This is a genomic window from Ruegeria marina (assembly GCF_900101475.1).
Taxonomy (GTDB): domain Bacteria; phylum Pseudomonadota; class Alphaproteobacteria; order Rhodobacterales; family Rhodobacteraceae; genus Ruegeria_B; species Ruegeria_B marina.
The window spans coordinates 38,235-60,115 of record NZ_FMZV01000005.1 but is presented as its reverse complement, the minus strand read 5'-3'; the positions used below and the strand labels follow the sequence as shown (position 1 = coordinate 60,115).

At 63.7% G+C, this 21,881-nt stretch carries 26 protein-coding genes; 10 read left to right on the top strand and 16 right to left on the bottom strand.

Features of this window, described 5'->3' with window-relative positions:
- The first annotated feature begins 51 nt into the window (after positions 1-51).
- Both rimO and BLT75_RS08675 read left to right on the top strand, forming a co-directional pair.
- Entirely contained in the window at positions 52-1,443 is a 1,392-nt protein-coding gene (gene rimO / locus BLT75_RS08680; RefSeq protein WP_093030492.1) for a 30S ribosomal protein S12 methylthiotransferase RimO, read from the top strand.
- A gap of 117 nt (positions 1,444-1,560) precedes the next feature.
- A complete protein-coding gene (locus BLT75_RS08675) occupies positions 1,561-1,803 on the top strand; it encodes a CDGSH iron-sulfur domain-containing protein (RefSeq protein WP_093029841.1) in 243 nt (80 codons plus the stop codon).
- A 22-nt stretch (positions 1,804-1,825) separates the two neighbouring features.
- Here the strand turns inward: BLT75_RS08675 and BLT75_RS08670 are convergent, their stop codons facing one another.
- The 4 genes from BLT75_RS08670 to BLT75_RS08655 form a co-directional block, all read right to left on the bottom strand.
- Positions 1,826-2,083 carry a DUF6455 family protein gene (locus BLT75_RS08670; RefSeq protein WP_093029839.1) on the bottom strand — a complete coding sequence of 86 codons (258 nt, stop codon included), beginning with the start codon at positions 2,081-2,083 and terminating at the stop codon, positions 1,826-1,828.
- Between the two features lie 23 nt (positions 2,084-2,106).
- Positions 2,107-2,358 carry a DUF6455 family protein gene (locus tag BLT75_RS08665; RefSeq protein ID WP_093029837.1) on the bottom strand — a complete coding sequence of 84 codons (252 nt, stop codon included), beginning with the start codon at positions 2,356-2,358 and terminating at the stop codon, positions 2,107-2,109.
- Positions 2,359-2,432: 74 nt separating this feature from the next.
- Positions 2,433-2,801 carry a YigZ family protein gene (locus tag BLT75_RS08660; RefSeq protein ID WP_093029835.1) on the bottom strand — a complete coding sequence of 123 codons (369 nt, stop codon included), beginning with the start codon at positions 2,799-2,801 and terminating at the stop codon, positions 2,433-2,435.
- Positions 2,798-3,511, bottom strand: a complete 714-nt coding sequence (locus BLT75_RS08655; RefSeq protein ID WP_093030488.1) for a M48 family metalloprotease — start codon at positions 3,509-3,511, stop codon at positions 2,798-2,800. The genes BLT75_RS08660 and BLT75_RS08655 overlap by 4 nt, the downstream gene beginning before the upstream one ends.
- 113 nt (positions 3,512-3,624) lie before the next feature.
- Here BLT75_RS08655 and BLT75_RS08650 point away from each other — a divergent pair, with 113 nt between their 5' ends.
- Complete coding sequence (locus BLT75_RS08650; protein WP_093029832.1) at positions 3,625-3,870, top strand: hypothetical protein; 246 nt, start codon at positions 3,625-3,627, stop codon at positions 3,868-3,870.
- Here BLT75_RS08650 and BLT75_RS08645 read toward each other — a convergent pair.
- Positions 3,867-4,145 carry a DUF167 domain-containing protein gene (locus BLT75_RS08645; RefSeq protein WP_093029830.1) on the bottom strand — a complete coding sequence of 93 codons (279 nt, stop codon included), beginning with the start codon at positions 4,143-4,145 and terminating at the stop codon, positions 3,867-3,869. The genes BLT75_RS08650 and BLT75_RS08645 overlap by 4 nt on opposite strands.
- A gap of 393 nt (positions 4,146-4,538) precedes the next feature.
- Between BLT75_RS08645 and BLT75_RS08640 the strand changes: the two genes are divergently transcribed.
- Together BLT75_RS08640 and BLT75_RS08635 are read left to right on the top strand one after the other, a co-directional pair.
- Entirely contained in the window at positions 4,539-5,117 is a 579-nt protein-coding gene (locus BLT75_RS08640; RefSeq protein ID WP_093029828.1) for a nitroreductase family protein, read from the top strand.
- Positions 5,114-5,806, top strand: coding sequence for an EI24 domain-containing protein (locus BLT75_RS08635; protein ID WP_176827903.1), 693 nt, complete (start codon positions 5,114-5,116; stop codon positions 5,804-5,806). Before BLT75_RS08640 ends, BLT75_RS08635 begins: the two co-directional genes overlap by 4 nt.
- A gap of 12 nt (positions 5,807-5,818) precedes the next feature.
- Here the strand turns inward: BLT75_RS08635 and BLT75_RS08630 are convergent, their stop codons facing one another.
- Both BLT75_RS08630 and mce read right to left on the bottom strand, forming a co-directional pair.
- Positions 5,819-6,094, bottom strand: coding sequence for a DUF1467 family protein (locus tag BLT75_RS08630; protein ID WP_093029826.1), 276 nt, complete (start codon positions 6,092-6,094; stop codon positions 5,819-5,821).
- Between the two features lie 33 nt (positions 6,095-6,127).
- Positions 6,128-6,532: a methylmalonyl-CoA epimerase gene (mce, locus tag BLT75_RS08625; RefSeq protein ID WP_093030482.1), complete on the bottom strand. Its 405-nt coding sequence runs from the start codon at positions 6,530-6,532 to the stop codon at positions 6,128-6,130.
- Positions 6,533-6,669: 137 nt separating this feature from the next.
- Between mce and BLT75_RS08620 the strand changes: the two genes are divergently transcribed.
- On the top strand, positions 6,670-7,389 hold the full coding sequence (locus BLT75_RS08620; protein ID WP_093029824.1) for a response regulator transcription factor: 720 nt from the start codon (positions 6,670-6,672) through the stop codon (positions 7,387-7,389).
- A 541-nt stretch (positions 7,390-7,930) separates the two neighbouring features.
- On the opposite strand, the gene aspS is transcribed toward BLT75_RS08620, so the two are convergent.
- The 4 genes from aspS to BLT75_RS08600 form a co-directional block, all read right to left on the bottom strand.
- The gene (aspS, locus tag BLT75_RS08615) at positions 7,931-9,715 is read right to left on the bottom strand and encodes an aspartate--tRNA ligase (protein ID WP_093029822.1); all 1,785 of its coding nucleotides are present in this window, start codon (positions 9,713-9,715) and stop codon (positions 7,931-7,933) included.
- Positions 9,716-9,792: 77 nt separating this feature from the next.
- Positions 9,793-10,473 carry a CPBP family intramembrane glutamic endopeptidase gene (locus tag BLT75_RS08610; RefSeq protein WP_245706434.1) on the bottom strand — a complete coding sequence of 227 codons (681 nt, stop codon included), beginning with the start codon at positions 10,471-10,473 and terminating at the stop codon, positions 9,793-9,795.
- On the bottom strand, positions 10,461-11,105 hold the full coding sequence (locus BLT75_RS08605) for an aminotransferase class IV family protein (protein WP_093030476.1): 645 nt from the start codon (positions 11,103-11,105) through the stop codon (positions 10,461-10,463). The genes BLT75_RS08610 and BLT75_RS08605 overlap by 13 nt, the downstream gene beginning before the upstream one ends.
- Entirely contained in the window at positions 11,060-12,181 is a 1,122-nt protein-coding gene (locus tag BLT75_RS08600; RefSeq protein WP_093029820.1) for an aminodeoxychorismate synthase component I, read from the bottom strand. The genes BLT75_RS08605 and BLT75_RS08600 overlap by 46 nt, the downstream gene beginning before the upstream one ends.
- 197 nt (positions 12,182-12,378) lie before the next feature.
- Here BLT75_RS08600 and carB point away from each other — a divergent pair, with 197 nt between their 5' ends.
- From carB to BLT75_RS08580, 4 genes are all read left to right on the top strand, one after another.
- Entirely contained in the window at positions 12,379-15,747 is a 3,369-nt protein-coding gene (gene carB, locus BLT75_RS08595; RefSeq protein ID WP_093029818.1) for a carbamoyl-phosphate synthase large subunit, read from the top strand.
- A gap of 377 nt (positions 15,748-16,124) precedes the next feature.
- Positions 16,125-16,511: a VOC family protein gene (locus tag BLT75_RS08590; protein ID WP_245706432.1), complete on the top strand. Its 387-nt coding sequence runs from the start codon at positions 16,125-16,127 to the stop codon at positions 16,509-16,511.
- Between the two features lie 83 nt (positions 16,512-16,594).
- The gene (locus BLT75_RS08585; protein ID WP_093030473.1) at positions 16,595-17,719 is read left to right on the top strand and encodes a beta-ketoacyl-ACP synthase III; all 1,125 of its coding nucleotides are present in this window, start codon (positions 16,595-16,597) and stop codon (positions 17,717-17,719) included.
- 148 nt (positions 17,720-17,867) lie between these two features.
- The gene (locus tag BLT75_RS08580) at positions 17,868-18,464 is read left to right on the top strand and encodes a thymidine kinase (protein ID WP_093029816.1); all 597 of its coding nucleotides are present in this window, start codon (positions 17,868-17,870) and stop codon (positions 18,462-18,464) included.
- 34 nt (positions 18,465-18,498) lie between these two features.
- Here BLT75_RS08580 and BLT75_RS08575 read toward each other — a convergent pair whose 3' ends face one another.
- The 5 genes from BLT75_RS08575 to BLT75_RS08555 form a co-directional block, all read right to left on the bottom strand.
- Positions 18,499-19,473 carry a 2-hydroxyacid dehydrogenase gene (locus BLT75_RS08575; RefSeq protein WP_093029814.1) on the bottom strand — a complete coding sequence of 325 codons (975 nt, stop codon included), beginning with the start codon at positions 19,471-19,473 and terminating at the stop codon, positions 18,499-18,501.
- The gene (locus BLT75_RS08570; protein ID WP_093029812.1) at positions 19,473-19,811 is read right to left on the bottom strand and encodes a tRNA-binding protein; all 339 of its coding nucleotides are present in this window, start codon (positions 19,809-19,811) and stop codon (positions 19,473-19,475) included. The genes BLT75_RS08575 and BLT75_RS08570 overlap by 1 nt, the downstream gene beginning before the upstream one ends.
- A complete protein-coding gene (gene proC, locus BLT75_RS08565; RefSeq protein ID WP_425441131.1) occupies positions 19,804-20,613 on the bottom strand; it encodes a pyrroline-5-carboxylate reductase in 810 nt (269 codons plus the stop codon). The genes BLT75_RS08570 and proC overlap by 8 nt, the downstream gene beginning before the upstream one ends.
- A gap of 45 nt (positions 20,614-20,658) precedes the next feature.
- Complete coding sequence (locus BLT75_RS08560; protein WP_093029810.1) at positions 20,659-21,159, bottom strand: type III secretion system chaperone family protein; 501 nt, start codon at positions 21,157-21,159, stop codon at positions 20,659-20,661.
- A gap of 411 nt (positions 21,160-21,570) precedes the next feature.
- The gene (locus tag BLT75_RS08555; RefSeq protein ID WP_093029808.1) at positions 21,571-21,819 is read right to left on the bottom strand and encodes an accessory factor UbiK family protein; all 249 of its coding nucleotides are present in this window, start codon (positions 21,817-21,819) and stop codon (positions 21,571-21,573) included.
- Positions 21,820-21,881: the final 62 nt, after the last annotated feature.

The following is a 21,881-nucleotide window of genomic DNA, read 5'->3' as shown; positions in this document are numbered from 1 at the left end:
TGCGCTTCTACAACATTTGCAAGCCGCAGAGTTCCCCACTATATGCGCGCCATGAGCACGAACCCACCGAACCTGCGGCCCGACCTGGCGCCTGCCGCCCGCCTGACAGACACCGCCCGCCCCGGCCAGCCGACCATCGGCATGGTTTCGTTGGGCTGTCCCAAGGCGCTGGTCGACAGCGAACGCATCCTGACGCGGCTCAGGGCCGAAGGATATGGGATTTCTCCGGATTATGCAGGAGCCGATGCCGTGATCGTGAACACCTGCGGGTTTCTCGACAGCGCCAAGGCGGAAAGCCTGGAGGCGATCGGCGAAGCGTTGAAAGAAAACGGCAAGGTGATCGTGACTGGCTGCCTGGGCGCCGAGCCGGACTATATCACCGGGGTGCATCCCAGGGTTCTGGCCGTGACCGGACCGCACCAGTACGAACAGGTGCTGGACGCGGTGCACGGGGCCGTTCCGCCGGATCCCGATCCCTTTGTGGACCTGTTGCCCTCCTCGGGCATCAAGCTGACGCCAAGACACTATAGTTACATGAAGATATCAGAGGGCTGCAATCACAAGTGCAAGTTTTGCATCATCCCGGACATGCGCGGCAAGCTGGTGAGCAGACCCGCACATGCTGTCCTGCGCGAGGCGGAAAAGCTGGTTGAGAACGGCGTTCGGGAACTGCTCATCATCTCTCAGGATACAAGCGCTTATGGGCTGGACCGAAAGTACGACGTGAACCCGTGGAAGGACCGCGAAGTGCGCAGCCACATCACTGATCTGGCCCGCGAACTGGGGCAACTCGATGCCTGGGTCAGGCTGCACTACGTCTATCCCTATCCACATGTTCGCGAACTGATTCCATTGATGGCGGAATCGGCTTCCAACCTATTGCCATATCTCGATATTCCGTTTCAGCACGCGCATCCCGACACGCTGAAACGCATGGCGCGCCCGGCGGCGGCGGCGAAAACCCTGGACGAGATTGCCGCCTGGCGCGCGGTCTGCCCCGAGATCACCCTGCGATCGACCTTCATCGTCGGCTATCCCGGTGAAACCGAAGAGGAATTCCAGACGTTGCTCGACTGGATGGACGAGGCGCAACTGGATCGCGTGGGATGTTTCCAGTACGAGAACGTCGCAGGCGCCCGGTCCAACGATCTGCCCGATCATGTGCCGGACGAGGTCAAGCAGGAGCGCTGGGACCGGTTCATGGAAAAGGCGCAGGCGATTTCCGAGGCCAGGCTGGCCGCCAGGGTGGGCCAGACAATTCAGGTGATCGTGGACGAGGTTGATGACGAGGCCGCAACCTGCCGCACCAAGGCCGACGCGCCCGAGATCGACGGAAACCTGTTCATCGACCAAGGGTTCGAAGGTCTGAAACCGGGCGATATCGTGACGGTCGAGGTCGAGGAAGCCGGGGAATACGACCTGTGGGGCCGTCTGGCTGGCTAAGGAACTGCCAAAATGGCCGTCCGGCCAGACAAGTTAAAAAACTGCCTGTCCCGGCCCCTTTCCACGCCTGCCGCTCACGCTAGACTGTCCTGCGACAGCAGCCAAAAGGAGAGCCAGATGTCCGACGCGCCGCATATTGCGCAGAAAGCCTCGTTTCCGGTCGAAGTGGCCGAAGGGAAAACCTATTTTTGGTGCGCCTGCGGCAAGTCGCAGAAGCAACCGTTCTGTGACGGATCCCACAAAGGATCGGAGTTCTCGCCGGTGAAGTATACGGCGGAGGCGGACAAGAAAGTGTTCTTCTGCGGATGCAAGCATTCGGGCAAGGCACCGTTGTGCGACGGCACTCACAAATCCCTGTAACGCATCTCCCGAAAAGCCTTGATCAGCGCAGCCGGTTCAGCAGATCCGCATTGACGCAGAAGTCAGGCGCGGCTGGCGCGTTGCAATTCTGCGTTGCCAGCCAGTGCTGACACCTTTCGCTGCAATCGGCGGCACGGCACCGGGCGACGACCTCGGCATAGTCGTCTTGAGTCACCTTGCCCTGGATCATGGCCTCAGAGAAGCTGACTCCAAGCGACCGCGCGACAGAGCGCGTCAGCCAGAAATGCCTTTCGATATCACCGAGGGGAATTTGCGGCATTGGGGCTCTCCGTAACTGAAAGGTCAAGGTTGCAGCCGGCTGAGCAGATCACGGTTGCGGCAATACTCGGGCGTTTGCAGCGCGTGGTCACGCGTATCCAGCCATCCGGCGCAATGATCGGGGTTGCTGCATTCAGTGCACGAGAGAACCGCATCGGTAATCTGGTCTATACTCAGCTGGCCCTGAATAGCGACCTCCTGCAGATCGTGACCCAAGGTGCTGACCATGTTGTCGAACAACTGGGCGTGGTGCTTGAGAATCTCGCGGTCGGCCATTTCGTCCTCGACAGTTCGCTGGTTTCAACATGCCGAGGGTAGCTTGTGGCGCAGCGGCCGCGCCTTGACACAGGTCAAACAGCCAATCCCAGATGATCGAGATAGGCGCGGGTCGCGTCCTGCACGCGGCGAAAGCGGTCTCCGCCCAGTTTCTTGCCGCCGTACCAGCGGGTCACCACGATGACATGGTCGGTCAGGCCGGCCCGCTCCATCATCCTCAGAATCACCATAGCCGCGCCGGTTTCGCCGTCATCTGCCTTGAGCGCGCCGGATGGCAACACGGCCGCCCAGGTGTTGTGCGTCGCCTTGGCATAGGACTTGTCCGATTTCAGGACAGCCAGCACCGCGTCAACCTCTTCCCGGCTGCGTGCTGGTGCGCCGCTGACCGCGTATTTCGACCCGCGATCCGTCAGGACGACGCCCAATCGGGTCGGGTCGGTCATTGGACGAGGCCCAGATTGGCGGCGGTGCGCTGCACGACCTGGATGCGCGCGGCATTGGGCGGATGTGTACCGAGGAAGCGGTCGCCGGGGTCGGGAATGCGCGAGAAGAAATGCGCGCCGACCAGGGGGTTGTAGCCCGCGCGATAGGTAATCAAGGTCCCCAGTTCGTCGGCCTCAAGCTCGTAATCCTTGGAATAGGTGCGCGCCCCGACCATCGCGCCGATCTGGGTGGCGGCGTCGATGGCCGAGGCATTTCCCCCGGTCAGACCGGCCAGCCCGGCAAAGACGATCGCGCCTGCGGTGGCATTGGCCTGCTGTCGGGCCAGATGGCCGCGAATGTGGTGTGCCGCCTCATGTGCCATGACAAAGGCCAGTTCGTCGGCATTGCGGACGGAATCGATCATCGCGCGGGTAAAGATGATCACGGGCCGACCTTCGCGATCCACGGTCTGATAGGCATTCACCGGCGCGCGGGGATTTGGATCGACCTCGATCCGGAAATCGCAGCGCATTCCGCTGGTGCGGCGCTGGCACTCGTTCACAGCCACCGGACGCAGGTTGGCGCTGACCGTTGAAAACGCCGCCTGAGCGCTGGCGGGGCTCAGTGCGGCACCACCGGGCGCCTGGCTCAGCGGGACTGGCGCAGAGGTAGGGGCCGGCGAATCGCAGGCCGACAGAAACAGGGCAATCAACAACAGGACCCGGCGCATGAATTTCCTCGTTTCCGTCTGGATCATTGGAATCTACCCAAAGCGGCACCCGGCTTCCAGCCCCGGGCGTCTGTCCGCTTGCAAAGGCGGCGGAGCGCCGCCACTCTGTGGTCATGTTTAGCATTGAACACGAATTCGACTCGACCGTGATCACCCTTGTCGACGAGGGCGAGACACCTTTGCAAGAGGACGTGGTGATCAATTCATTTGCCGAATGCGTGACGTTGGAACAATATGACGCGCGCACGGATACGATGCAGAAGATCACCCTGTCGCCCGAGCAGTTGCGTGATCTTGCTGCCGCGCTGGACCTGCCGGAAGGGGTCTATCAACTGCGCGAAATGCCGCCGGAGAGTTAGCCTTCAAGACAGACGAATGTCTTGTCGCGCGCGGTCTGGCCTCGGCGCAGGTGAAGCCGGCTGGGCGCGATGCCCATGGCACGCGCCAAGAGCTTGCGCACCGCCTCGTTGGCCTTTCCGTCCTCGGGCGGGGCGGTCACCGTGACGCGCAGGGTTCCGTCGCGCAGGCTAAGGCTATCGCGCCTGGCCTTGGGTGTCACACGAACATTTACCTCTCGACCGGCATGGGCGAGATGTTTCAGGTCCAGCAGCGCATCTGATTTCAGTTTGGCCATGCCGCGGGTCTACAGGATTGTCGGCTGAAAACCCAGATTGCGATTCAGTACCATTCTTCCCCGCGTGGACCCAGGTAATAGGCTTTCGATGCCGCCCTGACGCTTTCATCGCGCGGCGCGGTGGGCGGCGGCAGACTGCCAGGCCAGGCCTCCGGCGTCGGTCTGGCCGCTGCAGATTGCCGAGGTTCGTTCACACAGGCCGCCAAGGCAGACAGAACCAGAGCCGTTAAGAAAAGTGGTTTCATTGTCAACTCCGTGGGTTTCGAAACAGATGGTACCATCTTGCCCCTGATTTTCCCTGGCCAAAGCTTTTGATCACGCAGGATTTACACTTGAAACTCGGACGTGGGTGCCCGAGATACGGAAGGGACAGTATGTGAAAAGGATTTACATATGCCGCCGCGCAACGATGCCGCCCTTGAATTTCTTCTGACCCGCCGCTCGCGTCCGGCAAAGACGCTGACCGCGCCGGGACCGTCCCGCGCGGAGCTTTTGCCGATCCTCACCGCCGCGGCGCGCAGCCCCGACCATGGCAAACTGGAACCCTGGCGGTTCATCGTGCTGGAGCAAGGGGCCATGGCGCGACTGGCTGATCTGGCCGAAAAGCGCGGGCGCGAACTTGGAAAGTCCGACGAAGACCTGGTCAAGGGGCGGTCGCAATTCGACCAGGGCATCCTGGCTGTCGCCGTGATCGAAGTGCGCCGGCAGAGTGACAAGATCCCGGCGCTGGAACAGACCTATTCCACCGGCGCGGTATGCCTTGCACTGCTGAACGCGGCGCTTGCCGCCGGCTGGGGCGCCAACTGGCTGACCGGCTGGCCCTCGCATGACCCGGCGTTCTGCGCCGAGGGGCTTGGGCTGGCGGAACACGAGCGTGTGGCCGGGCTGATCCATATCGCCACGGAAACCAGCGCACCGCCCGACCGGCCGCGCCCGGATCTGGATGCAATCACCAGCTGGGTTTCGGAATGATCATCATCAATTCCTTTCTGCTGGCACTGGGCCAGATCGGAGATCCGCGTTTTCGCAAAGTCCTGTTGCTCGGGGTCGGGCTGACATTCGCGCTGCTGGTGGGCGTCTATGCCGGTTTTCTCTGGCTGATCCAGACATTCATCGGCCCCGAGGTGACCTTGCCCGTTCTGGGCGAGGTGACATGGGTCGGTGGATTGCTGAGCGTCTCGTCGCTCTTGTTCATGATGGTGCTGTCGGTTTTCCTGATGGTGCCGGTCGCCTCGGCCATCACCTCGATGTTTCTCGACGAGGTGGCGCAGGCTGTCGAGGACAGGCACTATCGGGGTCTTCCGCCGGTCGCCCCGGTCCCGTTCGGCGAGGCGCTGAAGGATACGGTCAATTTCCTCGGCGTGCTGATAGTGGCCAACCTGCTCGCCTTTGTACTCTACGTGTTCTTCGCGCCATTCGCGCTGTTCATCTTCTGGGGGCTGAACGGATTTCTGCTTGGGCGCGAGTATTTCACCCTTGCAGCGATGCGCCGGGTGGGACGCGATGGCGCCCGCCGGCTGAGGTCGCAACACCTGATCACGATCTGGGCGGCGGGGGTCCTGATGGCGGTGCCCTTGTCGGTACCGCTGGTGAACCTGCTGATACCGATCCTGGGGGCCGCGACCTTCACCCATATCTTTCACGCCCTGCATGGAAGATGAGCGCGCGGGCGCTCATTCAAGCGGCGGCATCACCTTGAGCAGGTTGATGTCGTCGACCGATATCCAGCCCGAGAGGATGATTCCCGCGATCACGCACCAGAGCACCGCCGAAACACCCGTGGTGATCCAGGCCTTGCGCCGGAGATAGTGATGTTCGGGAGCGCCGGCATGAGTGCCGGGCACGATCTCGCCCAGATCGCCCTGTGTCCTGACCCGGATCGGCAGCACGATCAGGAAAGTCATGAACCAGATCACCGAGAACAGGACCAGTGCGGATGTGATCGACATGTTCGCCCTCTTTTTGACTTACCCGTATATGGGTCAGACCTGCTCCAGTTCCACCAGGCAGCCGTTGAAATCCTTGGGGTGCAGGAACAGGACCGGTTTGCCATGGGCGCCGATCTTGGGCTCGCCCGTCCCCAGAACGCGGGCGCCGGTGGCCTTCAGGTGGTCGCGGGCGGCCAGGATATCCTCGACCTCGTAGCAGACATGATGAATGCCGCCCGAAGGGTTCTTTTCCAGAAAGCCGGCGATGGGGCTGTTTTCGCCCAGGGGATAGAGCAGTTCGATCTTTGTATTGGGAAGTTCGATGAAGACAACCGTCACGCCATGATCGGGCTCATCCTGCGGTGCGCCCACCTTGGCGCCCAGCGCGTTGCGGTACTGTTCGGACGCCGCGGCAAGATCCGGCACGGCAATGGCGACATGGTTCAAACGGCCGATCATGATCATCCTCCAGGGTTCGTCGGTTTGACTGCCTTATGCGGCCTGCGGACCCGCTGGGCAAGTGCGCCAAATCGCCCATTAACCTGCCATTAGCCAGAGTGACCTAGCGTTGACCCTGTCTGCCGAAGGAGCACACCATGGACGATTCTGATCCCTTTGTCACCGCGACCCGACTGCCTGCCGGTACCCGCCCCCTGCTGGGGCTGACGATTCTCGTAGTCGAAGACAGCCGTTACGCCTGCGAAGCGATGCGCCTCTTGTGCCTGCACAGCGGCGCCCGCATTCGACGGGCGGATTGCCTGAAATCGGCGCGTCGGCACCTGCAGATCTATCGTCCCTCGGTCATCGTGATCGACATGGGCCTGCCGGATGGATCGGGGGCGGACCTGATCGAGGAACTGGCGCAGGCCAGCCCACGCGTTGGCGTGATCCTGGGCACGTCCGGTGATCTGGCGGCCGAAGAACTCGCGCTCGACTCGGGCGCGGACGGTTTTCTGGCGAAACCCGTTTCCTCGCTGGCGGCTTTCCAGGCCGAGATCCTGAAACGCCTGCCGGCGGACCGTCAACCATTGGGGCCAAGGCTGCTGTTCGACGAACATATCCGGCCTGACCCCCTCGCCTATCAGGATGACATGGCGCATGTAGCCGATATCCTGAACGAACGCAGCGACGGCCAGACACTCGACTATGTCGCCCAGTTCATTCAGGGGGTGGCACGCAGCGCCGAGGATCATGTCCTTCTGACCGCGGCGCAGGCTCTGGCGCGCAACCGCGCGCACGGCGCTCCGGTCACCGCCGAAGCGGCCAGGGTGGCGGGGCTGGTACAGGACCGGCTGCATCAGAAAAAGGCGATCTGACATCCTGAACGCCTTTTGGGTCGCCGGCATCAGCCTGATCGCGGTGCTCTGGATGCAGCACCGCCGCCCGACGGTTTTGGACCTCCCAGCCATCGGGCGAGAACGTCCCCCCATGTGTCGCGCCGCAGCGCCCCGGACAGGCCGGAGTAAAGCAACGGCCCGGCGTCCATGACCTGCCCGACCAGCCACTGCGCCTGCGGACTGAGCGACAGACGCCCATCCGGCGACCGGTCGGACACCGGAGCGCTGTCATCGCACAATCGCAACTGGCCGGTTGCAATGGCAAAGGCGTGCGGATCTCGCCCCCGATGGCGCGATCTCGGGCGAGAGCGCGAATCCGCCACGGATGTCCGCAAGGGGGAGAGAACCGCTCGGCTCCGATGCCTCGGTGACTTGACGCGCGCAGGATGCCACCGTTTCGCGCCACCGATGGAACGGCCTCTCGCTCACCGCGGATCTGCACGGGTTTCCGCCCTGCCGGAAAGGAAAAGGGGAGATGCATTGCACCTCCCCCTTCAATTCGGGTCGAAAGTCCCCGGGATCAATCCCGCGGGATGACACGCAGCCCCAGTTCCATCAGCTGGTCCGAAGTCGGGTCCGAGGGCGCGGCCATCATCAGGTCCTCGGCGCGCTGGTTCATCGGGAACATGATGACCTCGCGGATATTGGCGGTATCGGCCAGCAGCATCACGATGCGGTCGATCCCGGCGGCACATCCGCCGTGCGGCGGCGCGCCGAAGTGGAAGGCGTTGAAGAGCGCGCCGAACCGTGCCTTGACCTCGCCCGCGCCATACCCGGCCAGTTCGAAAGCCTTGAGCATGATTTCGGGCTTGTGGTTGCGGATCGCACCCGAAACCAGCTCATAGCCGTTGCAGGCCAGGTCGTACTGGAAGCCGCGCACCGCCATCGGGTCGCCGTTCAGCGCCTCCATCCCGCCCTGCGGCATCGAGAACGGGTTATGCTCGAAGTCGATCTCGCCGGTTTCCTCGTCACGTTCGTAGATCGGGAAATCGACGATCCAGGCAAAGGCGAAACGGTCGTTTTCGGTCAGGCCCAGCTCGGCGCCGATCACGTCGCGGGCCTTGCCGGCCACCTTTTCGAAGGACTTGGGCTTGCCACCCAGGAAGAAGGCCGCGTCACCCACGCCCAGGCCCAGCTGCTGGCGGATCGCCTCGGTGCGCTCGGGGCCGATGTTCTTGGCAAGCGGACCTGCGGCTTCCATCTCGCCGTTGTCGGCGGCACGCCAGAAGATGTAGCCCATCCCCGGCAGGCCCTCTTTCTGGGCGAATGCGTTCATCCGGTCGCAGAACTTGCGGCTGCCGCCGGTGGGGGCGGGAATGGCGCGGATCTCGGTGCCTTCCTGCTCCAGCAATTTGGCGAAGATGGCAAAGCCCGAGCCACGGAAATGCTCGGAACAATCCTGCATCTTGATGGGGTTGCGCAGGTCGGGCTTGTCGGTGCCGTACCATTTGGCGGCATCGGCATAGGCGATCTGCGGCCAGTCCTGCGGCGCGTCGACCTTGCGGCCGCCGCCAAACTCCTCGAACACGTCTGCCAGCACGGGCGCGATCGTATCGAACACGTCCTGCTGGGTGACAAAGCTCATTTCCATGTCGAGTTGGTAGAAATCGGTGGGCGAGCGGTCGGCGCGCGGGTCCTCGTCGCGGAAACAGGGGGCGATCTGGAAATACTTGTCGAAGCCCGAGACCATGATCAGCTGCTTGAACTGCTGCGGCGCCTGCGGCAGCGCGTAGAACTTGCCCGGATGCAGGCGCGAGGGCACCAGGAAGTCGCGCGCGCCCTCGGGCGAGGACGCGGTGATGATCGGCGTCTGGTATTCGCGGAATCCCTTGTCCCACATGCGGCGGCGCATCGAGGCGACCACGTCCGACCGCAGGGTCATGTTGCGCTGCATCGCCTCGCGGCGCAGGTCGAGGTAGCGATAGCGCAGGCGGGTTTCCTCGGGGTATTCCTGATCGCCGAAGACCATCAGCGGCAGCTCGCCCGCGCGGCCCAGCACCTCGAGATCGCGGATGAACACCTCGATCTCGCCGGTCGGCAGGTTCGGGTTCACGAGGCCGGGGTCGCGGGCCAGCACATCGCCGTCGATCCGGATGCACCATTCCGAGCGCACCTTTTCCAGTTCGGCAAAGACCGGGCTGTCGCCATCGGCGATCACCTGGGTGATGCCGTAATGGTCGCGCAGGTCGATGAACAGCACGCCGCCATGGTCGCGCACCCGGTGGACCCAACCGGACAGGCGGACGGTCTCGCCGACATTGGCGGCGGTCAGGGCGGCGCAGGTGTGGCTGCGATAGGCGTGCATGGGTGTATCCCTTCGGGCGGAGAATTCGTCGCGCCGATACACCGCGCTCAGCACCCGATGTCAAGGGAAGGCAGGGATCAAAACGGTCTTTGAACGTTGCCCGAGTAGAAATAGATGCCCAGCCCCACGGCAAACAGGATGTTTCCGGCGATGGCATGCAGCAGCACCGCGAAAAAGAACGACCCGCGCCGCCGATAGGCCCAGGAAAACAGCAGCCCGCCCGCAAAGGTCATCGCCGCCACGATCCAGCTCCAGTACATCAGATGCGCAAGGGAAAAGAGCGCCGCGTTCAGCAGATGGCTCCCGCGCCCTTGCGGCAGGATCGCATGGTAGCGGCGATAGAACAGCGGGCGGAACAGCAACTCCTGCGGCAGGGCCGACAGGAAGGGGTAGAAAAACCAGACGGCCGCCAGCATCTCGGGGCGACGCCTGGCAAGCGCAAAGGCCGCGTCGGGCCGGGTGGCGTAGATCACCCAGACACAGAGCCCGGTCATTGCCACGGTGAACCCGGCAACTTCGGCCCAGGACCAGTTGCGCCAGTTCCACCGCAACTCGGCCCAGGCAAAACCGGGGGTCAGATGCAGCAGGACAAGACCAAGACCAGTGAAGGCAAAGAGCGCCGGAAACATCATGTCCGGCGGCAGCAACATCGCGATCAACAGCGGTGCACCGATGTAGAACAGTCCGAATTCTGCCCTGAGCCGCAACCGCGCCGGTTCGGACGCGACCGCCGTCTGCAACCTGTCTAGTCGTCCCACATTACCACCCTGATCAGCCCCCGAAGCGAATTGCCGATATAAAGAGATCGGGCCTTGGCGAGATTTCTCAAGGTGATCGGTGTCGCGGTCGCGCGGTTTTCCGTGATCAGGCTTTGACGCAAAACGCCGGGAAGCAGCCCCGAGGACAGCGGCGGGGTCAGCAGGCCCCGCCCCATATCGACAAAGACATTGGTGATCGTTCCCTCGCAGATCTCGCCTCGGGTGTTGAGGAACAGCCATTCGTCGATGCCTGCGGGCAGCTCCGCGCGGGCCCTGTCGTAAAGCGCCCGGCGGCTGGTCTTGTGGCCAAGCCAGGGGTCGTCCGGATCCAGCCGCTCGGGGTGGATCGCGACGCGCCAGAGCGTCGGATTCGGGAGCAGCGGCACCGTGCTCAGTTCGAAGGCCCCGCAGCTATCAAGCGTCAGGCGGCAGCGCCGTGGGGTGTCACCAGCAATCGGGGTCAAGGCCCTGGCGGCAGCCGCCGCATCGTAGGGCAGACCAAGCGCTGCTGCCGACCGGGCCATGCGGGCCAGGTGCAGGTCGAGATGCCGTATGCCTTCGCCGGGATGGTACCCGAAGGTCTCGATCAGGCGAAACTCAGGCTCATCTGGCGGACAAAACGGGCCTTCCAAAGCGCTTCCTCATATTCCGACCGGGCGGTGCTGTCCCAGACCACGCCGCCGCCAAGGTTGAGCGTGGCGCTGTCCTGCTCGACCAGCAGGGTGCGGATCGCCACGTTGAATTCGGACCGCCCGTCGGGCGCGGCCCAGCCGATGCTGCCGCAATAGATGTCGCGCGGCCAGGGCTCCAGATCAGCCAGGATCTCCATTGCGCGGATCTTGGGCGCCCCGGTTATCGACCCGCAGGGGAAAAGCGCCCGCAGGATTTCCGAGAGAGTCACATCGGGCCGCAGCGTTGCGGCCACCCGCGACACCATCTGATGAACCGTGGCATAGGTTTCGACATGGAACAGTTCGGGCGCATGAACCGAACCCGGCTCGGCTACCCGGCTGATGTCATTGCGCAGAAGATCGACGATCATCAGGTTCTCGGCGCGATTCTTTTCGTCCCGGGCCAGCCAGGCACGGCGGCGGTCGTCCTCGGCGGGATCGTCGCTGCGGGGCTGGGTGCCCTTCATCGGGCGCGTCTCGATGTGACCCGCCGCATCGGTGCGAAAGAACAGTTCGGGCGAGCGGCAGAGAATGTCGGGAAGACCGGGTTGCGACACGAATACGCCGTGCCCCACCGGCTGGCGTGCTGCAAGTGCGGCATAGAGCGCCGCGCTGTCCCCCGCCACCCGCAGATCGACGGGAAACGTCAGGTTCGCCTGATAGACGTCGCCCGCGCCGATGGCCTGCTTCACCCGATCGAAGGCGCGCGTGTAGCGCGGTTCGGACCACCGCGGCGCAAGATCGGTAATGCCACCGGACGGCGCGGCCTGCGGCAGGGTCTGCGGCCCGTCGTAGAGACCAAGACACAACAGCGGCAGTCGCCGCCCGCCAGGCATGCAGGCGACCAGCCGCGGCTCCAGCGCGTAGCCCAACTCGTAGCTGATGTAGCCTGCAAGCCATGCGCCCTGAGCGCGCGCACGGTCCATCGCCTCGAACGCGTCTGCCACCTGATCAGCAGTATCGGCCCGGATCATGCCCCGTGGAGAGGCGAATCCTGTATCAGGCCCGAGGGGTCCGTGATCGAAGCGAAGCTGCACTACCGGCCTCCGTTTGCACTGCGATTTGGCGTGAGGTGGCGGTATAGAGATTTCGCGCCCGGGTGAAAGAGTCGAAAGCGGCAAAACCGCGCCGCTTTCCGATCCCTCTTGCACCTTTCCCCGAGGCGCCTATAACGCACGACAATTTGAGCGCTGGGCGGGCGCTCGTGACTCGCACAAAATCAAAGGGGCCAGCCATGCCGAAGAGAACCGACATCCAGTCGATCATGATCATTGGAGCCGGGCCGATTGTCATCGGGCAGGCCTGTGAATTCGACTATTCCGGCGCGCAAGCCTGCAAGGCGCTGCGCGAGGAAGGCTACCGGGTGATCCTGGTGAACTCGAACCCGGCAACGATCATGACCGATCCGGGCCTGGCCGATGCCACCTATATCGAACCGATCACGCCTGAGGTGGTCGCCAAGATCATCGAGAAAGAGCGCCCCGACGCGCTGTTGCCGACCATGGGCGGGCAGACCGGCCTCAACACCTCGCTGGCGCTCGAAGAGATGGGCGTGCTGGAGAAATTCGGCGTCGAGATGATCGGCGCCAAGCGCCACGCCATCGAGATGGCCGAGGACCGCAAGCTGTTCCGCGAGGCGATGGACCGAATCGGGCTGGAAAACCCCAAGGCGACCATCGTGTCTGCCCCCAAGAACGACAAGGGCAAATACGACATCCGCGCGGGCCTCGCCGAGGCTCTGGACGCGCTCGAGGAAATCGGCCTGCCGGCGATCATCCGCCCCGCCTTTACCCTGGGCGGCACCGGCGGCGGCGTCGCCTATAACCGCGACGATTACGAGCATTTCTGCCGCTCGGGGTTGGAGGCCTCGCCCGTGGCGCAGATCCTGATCGACGAGAGCCTGCTGGGCTGGAAGGAATACGAGATGGAGGTTGTCCGCGACAAGGCGGACAACGCGATCATCGTCTGCTCCATCGAAAACGTCGATCCGATGGGCGTACACACCGGCGACTCGATCACCGTGGCCCCGGCACTGACGCTGACCGACAAGGAATACCAGATCATGCGCAACGGCTCGATCGCCGTGCTGCGCGAGATCGGGGTCGAGACCGGCGGCTCGAACGTGCAATGGGCGGTAAACCCGGTCGATGGCCGCATGGTGGTGATCGAGATGAATCCGCGGGTGTCACGCTCCTCGGCACTGGCCTCCAAGGCGACAGGCTTCCCGATTGCCAAGATCGCGGCCAAGCTGGCCGTGGGCTATACACTCGACGAACTCGACAACGACATCACCAAGGTGACGCCGGCCAGCTTCGAGCCGACCATCGACTACGTCGTCACCAAGATCCCGAAATTCGCCTTCGAGAAGTTCCCCGGATCCGAGCCCTACCTGACCACCGCGATGAAATCGGTGGGCGAGGCGATGTCGATCGGGCGCACCATCCACGAATCGATGCAAAAGGCGCTGGCCTCGATGGAGTCCGGTCTTACCGGGTTTGACGAGGTTACTATTCCCGGCCTCTCGGTCGGGCTTTGGGACGCGGTCGAGAGTGCGGACGACAAGGCGCATGTGATCAAGGCGATCAGCCGCCAGACCCCCGACCGGCTCCGCACCATCGCCCAGGCAATGCGGCACGGGCTGTCGGATGACGAGATCTTTGGCGTCACCAAGTTCGATCCCTGGTTCCTCGCCCGCATCCGCGAGATCGTCGATGCGGAACGCAGCCTGCGCAAGACCGGCCTGCCCACCAACGAAGAGGGCCTGCGCGCGCTCAAGATGCTGGGCTTCACCGACGCGCGCCTGGGCAAGCTGACCGGCCGGGACGAGGACAACGTGCGCCGTGCCCGCCACAACCTGGGCGTCACCGCCGTGTTCAAGCGCATCGACACCTGCGCCGCCGAGTTCGAGGCCCAGACCCCCTATATGTATTCCACCTACGAGGCCCCGATGATGGGCGAGGTGGAATGCGAGGCACGCCCGAGCGACCGCAAGAAGGTGGTCATCCTGGGCGGCGGCCCCAACCGGATCGGCCAGGGCATCGAATTCGACTATTGCTGCTGTCACGCCTGTTTCGCGCTGACCGAGGCGGGCTATGAAACCATCATGGTCAACTGCAACCCGGAAACCGTGTCGACCGACTATGACACCTCGGACCGGCTCTATTTCGAACCGCTGACCTTTGAACACGTGATGGAAATCCTGCGCGTCGAACAGCAGAACGGCACCCTGCACGGCGTCATCGTGCAGTTCGGCGGCCAGACCCCGCTGAAACTCGCCAACGCTCTGGAAGAGGCGGGTATCCCGATTCTGGGCACAACGCCCGACGCCATCGATCTGGCCGAGGACCGCGAGCGGTTCCAGGATCTGGTCAACCGCCTGTGCCTGAAACAGCCCAGGAACGGCATCGCCAGCACCGATGCCCAGGCACTGGCCATCGCCGAAAGCATCGGCTTCCCGCTGGTGATCCGCCCCTCCTACGTGCTTGGCGGCCGCGCGATGGAAATCGTGCGCGACATGGATCACCTGCGCCGCTATATCAACGAGGCGGTGGTTGTGTCCGGCGACAGCCCGGTGCTCCTGGACAGCTACCTCTCGGGTGCGGTGGAACTCGATGTCGACGCGATCTGCGATGGCGAGGCCGTGCATGTGGCCGGCATCATGCAGCATATCGAGGAAGCGGGCGTGCATTCCGGCGACAGCGCCTGTTCCCTGCCGCCCTACTCGCTGTCATCCGAGATCATCGACCAGATCAAGGAGCAGACCAACAAGCTTGCGCGCGCCCTGAACGTGGTCGGCCTGATGAACGTGCAATTCGCGATCAAGGCCAATGAACAGGGCGAGGACGAGGTCTACCTGATCGAGGTCAACCCCCGCGCCAGCCGAACGGTGCCCTTCGTGGCCAAGGCCACCGACAGCGCCATCGCCTCCATCGCCGCGCGTGTCATGGCGGGGGAAAAGCTCAGCGCCTTTCCGATGCGCCCGCCTTATAAGGAAGGCGAGGATACCAAGATCGCCGACCAGATGACCCTGGCAGACCCCAACATGCCGTGGTTCTCGGTCAAGGAGGCGGTGCTGCCTTTTGCCCGCTTCCCCGGCGTCGATACCATTCTCGGTCCCGAAATGCGCTCAACCGGCGAGGTCATGGGCTGGGACCGCTCCTTTGCCCGCGCCTTCCTCAAGGCGCAAATGGGCGCCGGCATGGTGTTGCCGAGCGAGGGCTGCGCCTTCATCTCCATCAAGGACGCCGACAAGGGCGCCGCGATGCTGGAGGCCGCGCAGGTGCTGGTCGATCAGGGCTTCACCCTTGTCGCGACGCGCGGCACCCAGAGCTGGCTTTCTGGTCACGGTGTGCCCTGCGAGGTGGTCAACAAGGTCTATGAGGGCCGCCCCGACGTGGTCGACATGCTCAAGGACGGCCAGGTGCATCTGGTGATGAACACCACCGAAGGCGCCCAGGCCGTGGCCGACAGCAAGGCGATCCGCTCCATCGCGCTCTACGACAAGATCCCCTATTTCACCACCGCCGCCGGCAGCCACGCCGCGGCCCTGGCGATCAAGGCGCAGGCCGAAGGGGAAATCGAGGTGCGCAGCCTTCAGGGCTAGCTCCCGCTCGGGAGGGGCCGGCACCAGCCCGGCCTCTTCTTTCGGCCCTGCTTCTTTCTGGTCAGAAATACTCCCGGGGGTCCGGGGGACGGCGTCCCCCGGCCTCGGCCACAAGTGCGCCCTCCGGGCCGCAGTCGCCGAAAAGGGCCACGGCCTGCTGTTGACCTGGAACAGGGGTACCCGCAGGCTGCGATCATCGCAGCAGTACAAGGAGCGCAAGAATGCGTCTGGCCCTTTTCCTGACAAGCCTGCTGGCGCTCGGCGCCTGCAATGGCATTCCCCTGATCCCCTTCATCTGAAAGGGCCACCTCGATCACGCTTTCGCTGGCCGCGCGGTCCGTGCATGATCCCGATACAGACATGCCGCGCGTGTCCCCGTGAACATCCATTTCACCTTCGGCACCAATAACCTGGCCCGCACGGTCCGGTTCCATGACGTGGTCTTCGCCGTTCTTGAACAACCCCGCCTGCCCGACTGGCCCGTGGGCTGGGCCGGATGGGGCTCGGATTGCGACGACGGCACCATGGTGGGCTTTCCCGCCCGCGATGCGGCGCAGGTGTGCGCCCTTCACGCAGCCGGGCTCACGCATGGCGGTACCGGCGACGGCACGCCGGGCACCCGGCCCTGTTACACACCCGATTTCCACGTCGCCTGCCTGCGCGATCCGGACGGCAACAAGCCCCTTGTTTCTATCCGCATTACGCGCCCGGGACGGATTGCACGGTGGGAAACGGAAAATCCGCGGCCGATCCGGCCGATTTGACGGTTTCCCTTGGGTCACCTGCTCTTGATCGTTTCACACTTCGCCTGCATTTTGGTCAAATCCTGGTTTTCGAGGTCGCTTCCATGTTCACACCTGCCATCACCGGCACCGGCGTCTTTACGCCCCCGAATGTCATCACCAACGCCGAACTGGTCGCGGCATTCAACGCCTATGCAGACAGGATGAACGCCGCAAATGCCGAAGCCATCGCTGCCGGCGAAATGGAACCGATGCAGCATTCCTCGGAAGAGTTCATCGTCAAGGCAAGCGGCATCGAGAACCGTTACGTGATGGACAAGTCGGGTGTGCTCGACCCCGAGGTGATGCACCCGCTGCTGCGCCAGCGCAGCGATGACGAACCGGGCATCATGACCGAAATGGCGGTGGACGCGGCGAACAAGGCGCTGGCCCAGGCCGGCAAGACGGCGGCGGACGTCGACGCGGTGATCTGCGCCGCCTCGAACCTGGAACGGGCCTATCCGGCGGTCGCGATCGAGATCCAGCAGGCGCTGGGGATCGAGGGATTCGCCTTCGACATGAACGTCGCCTGTTCCTCGGCCACCTTCGGCATTCAGGCCGCCGCCGACATGGTCCGCTCGGGTTCGATCCGCTCTGCGCTGCTGGTCAACCCCGAGATCTGCTCGGCCCATCTGGAATGGCGCGACCGGGATTGCCATTTCATCTTCGGCGATGTGGCCACCGCCACGCTGATCGAACGGATCGAGGATGCCAGGGGTCCGCATTTCGAAATCCTCTCGACCCGCTGCGCCACCCGGTTTTCCAACAATATCCGCAACAATAACGGCTTCCTGCGCCGCTCGCGCCCGGACGGGATGAAGGATCGCCGCGACATGCAGTTCATGCAGAACGGCCGCAAGGTGTTCAAGGAAGTGCTGCCGATGGTCAGCCAGCACATCGCCGATCACATGGACGCAGAAGGCATCGCAAGCACCGATTTGAAACGCCTCTGGCTGCATCAGGCCAACAAGACGATGAACGATTTCATCGGCAAGAAGGTGCTGGGCCGAGAGCCGGAACCGGGTGAACAACCCAATATCCTTCAGGACTATGCCAACACCTCCTCGGCCGGGTCGATCATCGCGTTCTCGCAAAACTCCGATGATCTGATCGAGGGCGATCTGGGCCTGATCTGCTCCTTCGGGGCGGGGTATTCGGTGGGCTCGGTCATCCTGCGCCGCCACGGCTGAGGCGCTGAGGCGACCACGGCCCATCGCAACACCGGCCATTCGGTCGGGTTCGACTCGGGTGCCGGGTGAAAAGCTGCACGAAATCGAAGCACGAGCGGTGCCGGTCGTCTGTCTTGCCCTGTTAATCATGTCGGAATAAACCCCGTCCATGGCAAAGCTTTACTTCAACTTCTCGACCATGAACGCGGGCAAGTCGACCGTCTTGCTGCAAGCGTCGCACAACTACCGTGAACGCGGGATGCAAACCTATCTCATGACCGCCGCAGTCGATGGGCGCGCGGGGCACGGACGCATCGCCAGCCGCATCGGGATCGAGGCGGAGGCGGATGTGTTCGGGCCTCGGGACGATGTCTTTGCCATGATCGAAGCGCGTTTGCGCAAGGGTCCTGTCGCCTGTGTCTTCGTCGACGAGGCCCAGTTCCTCAGCCCCGCCCAGGTCTGGCAACTGGCCCGTGCCGTCGATGATCTGAACCTGCCGGTTCTGGCCTATGGATTGCGGGTCGATTTTCAGGGCAACCTGTTTCCCGGTTCCGCAACGCTGCTGGCGCTGGCGGATGAGATGCGCGAGGTCCGCACGATCTGCAAATGCGGTCGCAAGGCGACAATGGTGATCCGGCAGGATCCCGAGGGGAACGCCATCACGGAAGGCGCTCAGGTTCAGATCGGCGGCAACGAAACTTATGTCTCGCTTTGCCGGCGCCATTGGCGCGAGGCGATGGACGCCGCCGGGCGAGCCATACCCTGATCCGGACAGGCCGACGACGGGCGTGAGCGCGCGCTCAGCTCTTGCCCGAAACGCCCTGCGGAACGGAATTGGGCAGATCACCGCCAGCGACGAAGGCCGCCACGTTGTCGAGCGCCATGTGCCCCATGCTGGTCCGGACCTCTTCGGTCGCGGTCCCCAGGTGCGGCAGCAAGGTCACCTGCTCCATGTCGCGAAGCGCCTGCGGCACAGCCGGTTCGAATTCGTAGACATCGAGACCGGCACCGGCAATCCGCCCCTCCCCCAGCGCCGCGATCAGCGCTGTCTCGTCCACCACTTCGCCCCGGGCGATGTTCACCAGGATACCGGTGGGCTTCATCGCCGCCAGCACATCCGCATCGACCAGATGGCGTGTCTGCGCGCTGCCCGGCACGGCGACGACCAGAAAATCGACCGCCCCCGCCAGTTCCGGCAGGCTGCCCATCCGGCTTGCCGGGAAATCGACATTCTTGTCACTGCGCGCCACATAGGACACTCGCATTCCGAAACCATGGTGGCAGCGCCGGGCAATGGCCTGCCCGATCCGGCCAAGCCCGACGATGCCCACATGTTTTCCGGTCACGTGCAGGCCCAGCATCTGGGTCGGGTGCCAACCTTCCCACTGGCCGGACCGGACCAGCCGCTCACCCTCGCCGGCGCGCCTGGCGGTCATCAGCAACAGCGTCATCGCCACATCCGCCGTCGCATCGGTGACCGCACCGGGCGTGTTGGTCACTGCGATCCCGGCCGCGCCGGCCGCGGCGACGTCGATATGGTTGTAGCCGACCCCGAAATTGGCCAGCAGACGGCATCGCGGCTCGGGAACCGAAGCGAACACATCCGCGCTGAACAGGTCACCCAGGGTGGGCACCACGACATCGAACTCCTGCAAGGCCCGCAGCATCTCGGCCCTGGTCATCGGAGCCGTGTTCTCGCGGATCTCGGTATCGAACTCGGCGCGCGCGCGCGCTTCGACGGCGGCGGTCATCGGCCGCGCGATCAGCAGTTTCATCAATGCATCCTCCCGCCCAGCGGCACTTTTCCATCCGGGCCGATCAACACGATCTCGCCGTTTTCGTCAGGCAGACCCAGCACTAGCACCTCGGACATGAACTTGCCGATCTGGCGCGGCGGAAAGTTCACCACGGCCATCACCTGTTTGCCGACCAGGGTCGCCGGATCGTAATGCGCGGTGATCTGGGCCGAGGTCTTGCGTTCGCCGATCTCGGGGCCAAAGTCGATCCACATCTTGATTGCGGGTTTACGGGCCTCGGGGAAGGCTTCGGCGCGGGTCACCTCGCCGACGCGGATATCGACCTTGAGAAAGTCGTCAAAGGAAATCTCAGCCACGGGACAGCTCCCTGGATCGGTCCGTGGCGGCGGCAACCGCCCGCTCCATCAGGCCGGGAAAGCCGGATTCGGGGTCCATCAGAACCTCGAGCGCCGCCTGGGTCGTGCCATTGGGCGAGGTCACGTTGATACGCAGCTGCGCTGGTGCCTCGTCCGCCGCCTCGGCCAGGGCGCCGGCGCCGGCCACGGTGGCCTTGGCCAGTTTCATCGCCAGATCCGGGGGCAACCCCTGCGCCGCCCCGGCGGCGGCCAGCGTCTCGATCAGGTGAAACACATAGGCCGGCCCCGAGCCGCTGACACCAGTCACCGCGTCCATCTGATCTTCGTTTTCCAGCCGGACAGTCTGGCCCACCGCCGCGAGCAGGCTTTCGGCCCGGTCGAGATCAGCGACGGTGGCGCGGTCATTCCCGATGAGCGCGGTAATCCCGCGCCCGATCGCGGCGGGCGTATTGGGCATGGCGCGGACAATCGGGGTCCGGGCTCCGAGAATCTCTTCGTAGGTCGCGATGGAGGTCCCCGCCGCCACGGACACGAACAGCGTGGTGCCGTTGCCCAGCGCCTGCATCCGTGGCAGCGCTTCGCCCATCATCTGCGGTTTGACCGCGATCAGCACGATGGCCGGATCGGCGGGAAGCTCGGCATTCACATGGACGCCCTGATTCTTGACCCAGTCCGAAGGATAGGGGTCCAGAACCCAGACCGACCCTGCGGGCAATCCGCCCTCCAGCCAGCCCGAAAGCATGGCCGATCCCATTTTGCCACAGCCCAGCAGGACCAGCCCACGGCGCGCGATGTCCGTCATGTCCAAGATATGCCCCTCCCCTGTCATCCGGTTCGGGGCACAGGTTTAAGCCCGGCCGTAAGCCTCTGCAATGGCGACCTGCATCGCGTCGGCTGGGCTGCGGTTGCCCCAGACCATCAGCTGGATCGCGGGATAATAGCGCTCGGCGCTCAGGACGGCCGCGTTGATCATCGTGTCGATCTGCTCCGGACTGGCCACCTGCCCGCCCGCAAGGACCAGGCCATAGCGATAGACCATCAGGTTCTGCGCCGCCCAATAGGTGAAGGATCCGGCCCAGCACTGGTCGTTCATCGCATTCAGGAGTTCGTAGAGCTGCGGCAGTTTCTCGGCGGGCGGCTCCATCTCGAAGGTGCAGATCAGCCGCAGCGTCTCGTCGTACCCGGACCAGGCGAGTGTCAGGGAGTAGGTGCGCCACTGGCCCTCGACGGCCATTGCAATTTGATCATCACCGATCCGGTCGAAATCCCAATCATGGTGCTCGGCCAGATGCTCGACGATGTCGATCGGATGGATATCTTCTTCCAGATAATGTTCGGACAGGGCCATGGTGCCACCTCACTGATCTCTAGCGGTGCGGGGCGGGTAGCGCCCCCAGCGCTAGGTGCCTGCTCAACAGTCGGGGAGTTTTCTCCCTGCCTGTACTAGATATGGTGATACCCAATCGGATTTCTGGCAACCCCTTATTTGGGGATAACCGCAATAAGTTGTGGATGGCAGCAAAGTTGGCCCGAAATAATGGCAGCCACCACTGCGGGTCAGTGGAAGAGGTCTCGCCGCAGGGTCGGCGACAACAGGATTGAAACGGAGAGCGTTTCACGCCGATCGAACGGCGAGGCAGAGGGGTGAGCCTGTCTGGCCGGCTCGTCTTGCAAAATAAGTTCCCGGCAATTGGCGAAGGCGGCCGGTGCAATCCACGTCATGCATACAGGACGCGATCGCCAGCCACCGTCCGGCGGGTCAGTTACCCTGCTTTGCTTCGAGTGCGGCAATGCGGGCGGCCAGCACCTCGTTTTCTTCGCGCGCTTTCTGGGCCATGGCGCGCACGGCGTCGAATTCCTCGCGGGTAACGAAATCGCGGTCGGCAAGCCAACGGTCGATCAGCGATTTCATCGCCGTTTCAGCCTCGTCCCGCGCGCCCTGGGCAACCCCCATTGCGTTGGTCATCAGTTGCGAAATGTCGTCCAGGAACTTGTTTCGGGTCTGCATCTGTCTTCTCCATGTCGAAGTTGGCTTCTATATGGGCAAGAATGGCTGCGGCCTCAAGGTTG

Bases quoted from the DNA above. Each gene is read 5' to 3' on its own strand.
- BLT75_RS08650 (WP_093029832.1), top strand. From the start codon at position 3,625: ATGTTTAGCATTGAACACGAATTCGACTCGACCGTGATCACCCTTGTC.
- BLT75_RS08560 (WP_093029810.1), bottom strand. From the start codon at position 21,159: ATGGCCCTGTCCGAACATTATCTGGAAGAAGATATCCATCCGATCGAC.
- aspS (WP_093029822.1), bottom strand. From the start codon at position 9,715: ATGCACGCCTATCGCAGCCACACCTGCGCCGCCCTGACCGCCGCCAAT.
- BLT75_RS08675 (WP_093029841.1), top strand. From the start codon at position 1,561: ATGTCCGACGCGCCGCATATTGCGCAGAAAGCCTCGTTTCCGGTCGAA.
- BLT75_RS08640 (WP_093029828.1), top strand. From the start codon at position 4,539: ATGCCGCCGCGCAACGATGCCGCCCTTGAATTTCTTCTGACCCGCCGC.
- BLT75_RS08620 (WP_093029824.1), top strand. From the start codon at position 6,670: ATGGACGATTCTGATCCCTTTGTCACCGCGACCCGACTGCCTGCCGGT.
- BLT75_RS08575 (WP_093029814.1), bottom strand. From the start codon at position 19,473: ATGAAACTGCTGATCGCGCGGCCGATGACCGCCGCCGTCGAAGCGCGC.
- BLT75_RS08645 (WP_093029830.1), bottom strand. From the start codon at position 4,145: ATGGCCAAACTGAAATCAGATGCGCTGCTGGACCTGAAACATCTCGCC.
- carB (WP_093029818.1), top strand. From the start codon at position 12,379: ATGCCGAAGAGAACCGACATCCAGTCGATCATGATCATTGGAGCCGGG.
- rimO (WP_093030492.1), top strand. From the start codon at position 52: ATGAGCACGAACCCACCGAACCTGCGGCCCGACCTGGCGCCTGCCGCC.
- BLT75_RS08585 (WP_093030473.1), top strand. From the start codon at position 16,595: ATGTTCACACCTGCCATCACCGGCACCGGCGTCTTTACGCCCCCGAAT.
- BLT75_RS08665 (WP_093029837.1), bottom strand. From the start codon at position 2,358: ATGGCCGACCGCGAGATTCTCAAGCACCACGCCCAGTTGTTCGACAAC.
- BLT75_RS08580 (WP_093029816.1), top strand. From the start codon at position 17,868: ATGGCAAAGCTTTACTTCAACTTCTCGACCATGAACGCGGGCAAGTCG.
- BLT75_RS08655 (WP_093030488.1), bottom strand. From the start codon at position 3,511: ATGCGCCGGGTCCTGTTGTTGATTGCCCTGTTTCTGTCGGCCTGCGAT.
- proC (WP_425441131.1), bottom strand. From the start codon at position 20,613: ATGACGGACATCGCGCGCCGTGGGCTGGTCCTGCTGGGCTGTGGCAAA.
- BLT75_RS08555 (WP_093029808.1), bottom strand. From the start codon at position 21,819: ATGCAGACCCGAAACAAGTTCCTGGACGACATTTCGCAACTGATGACC.
- mce (WP_093030482.1), bottom strand. From the start codon at position 6,532: ATGATCGGCCGTTTGAACCATGTCGCCATTGCCGTGCCGGATCTTGCC.
- BLT75_RS08635 (WP_176827903.1), top strand. From the start codon at position 5,114: ATGATCATCATCAATTCCTTTCTGCTGGCACTGGGCCAGATCGGAGAT.
- BLT75_RS08670 (WP_093029839.1), bottom strand. From the start codon at position 2,083: ATGCCGCAAATTCCCCTCGGTGATATCGAAAGGCATTTCTGGCTGACG.
- BLT75_RS08660 (WP_093029835.1), bottom strand. From the start codon at position 2,801: ATGACCGACCCGACCCGATTGGGCGTCGTCCTGACGGATCGCGGGTCG.
- BLT75_RS08630 (WP_093029826.1), bottom strand. From the start codon at position 6,094: ATGTCGATCACATCCGCACTGGTCCTGTTCTCGGTGATCTGGTTCATG.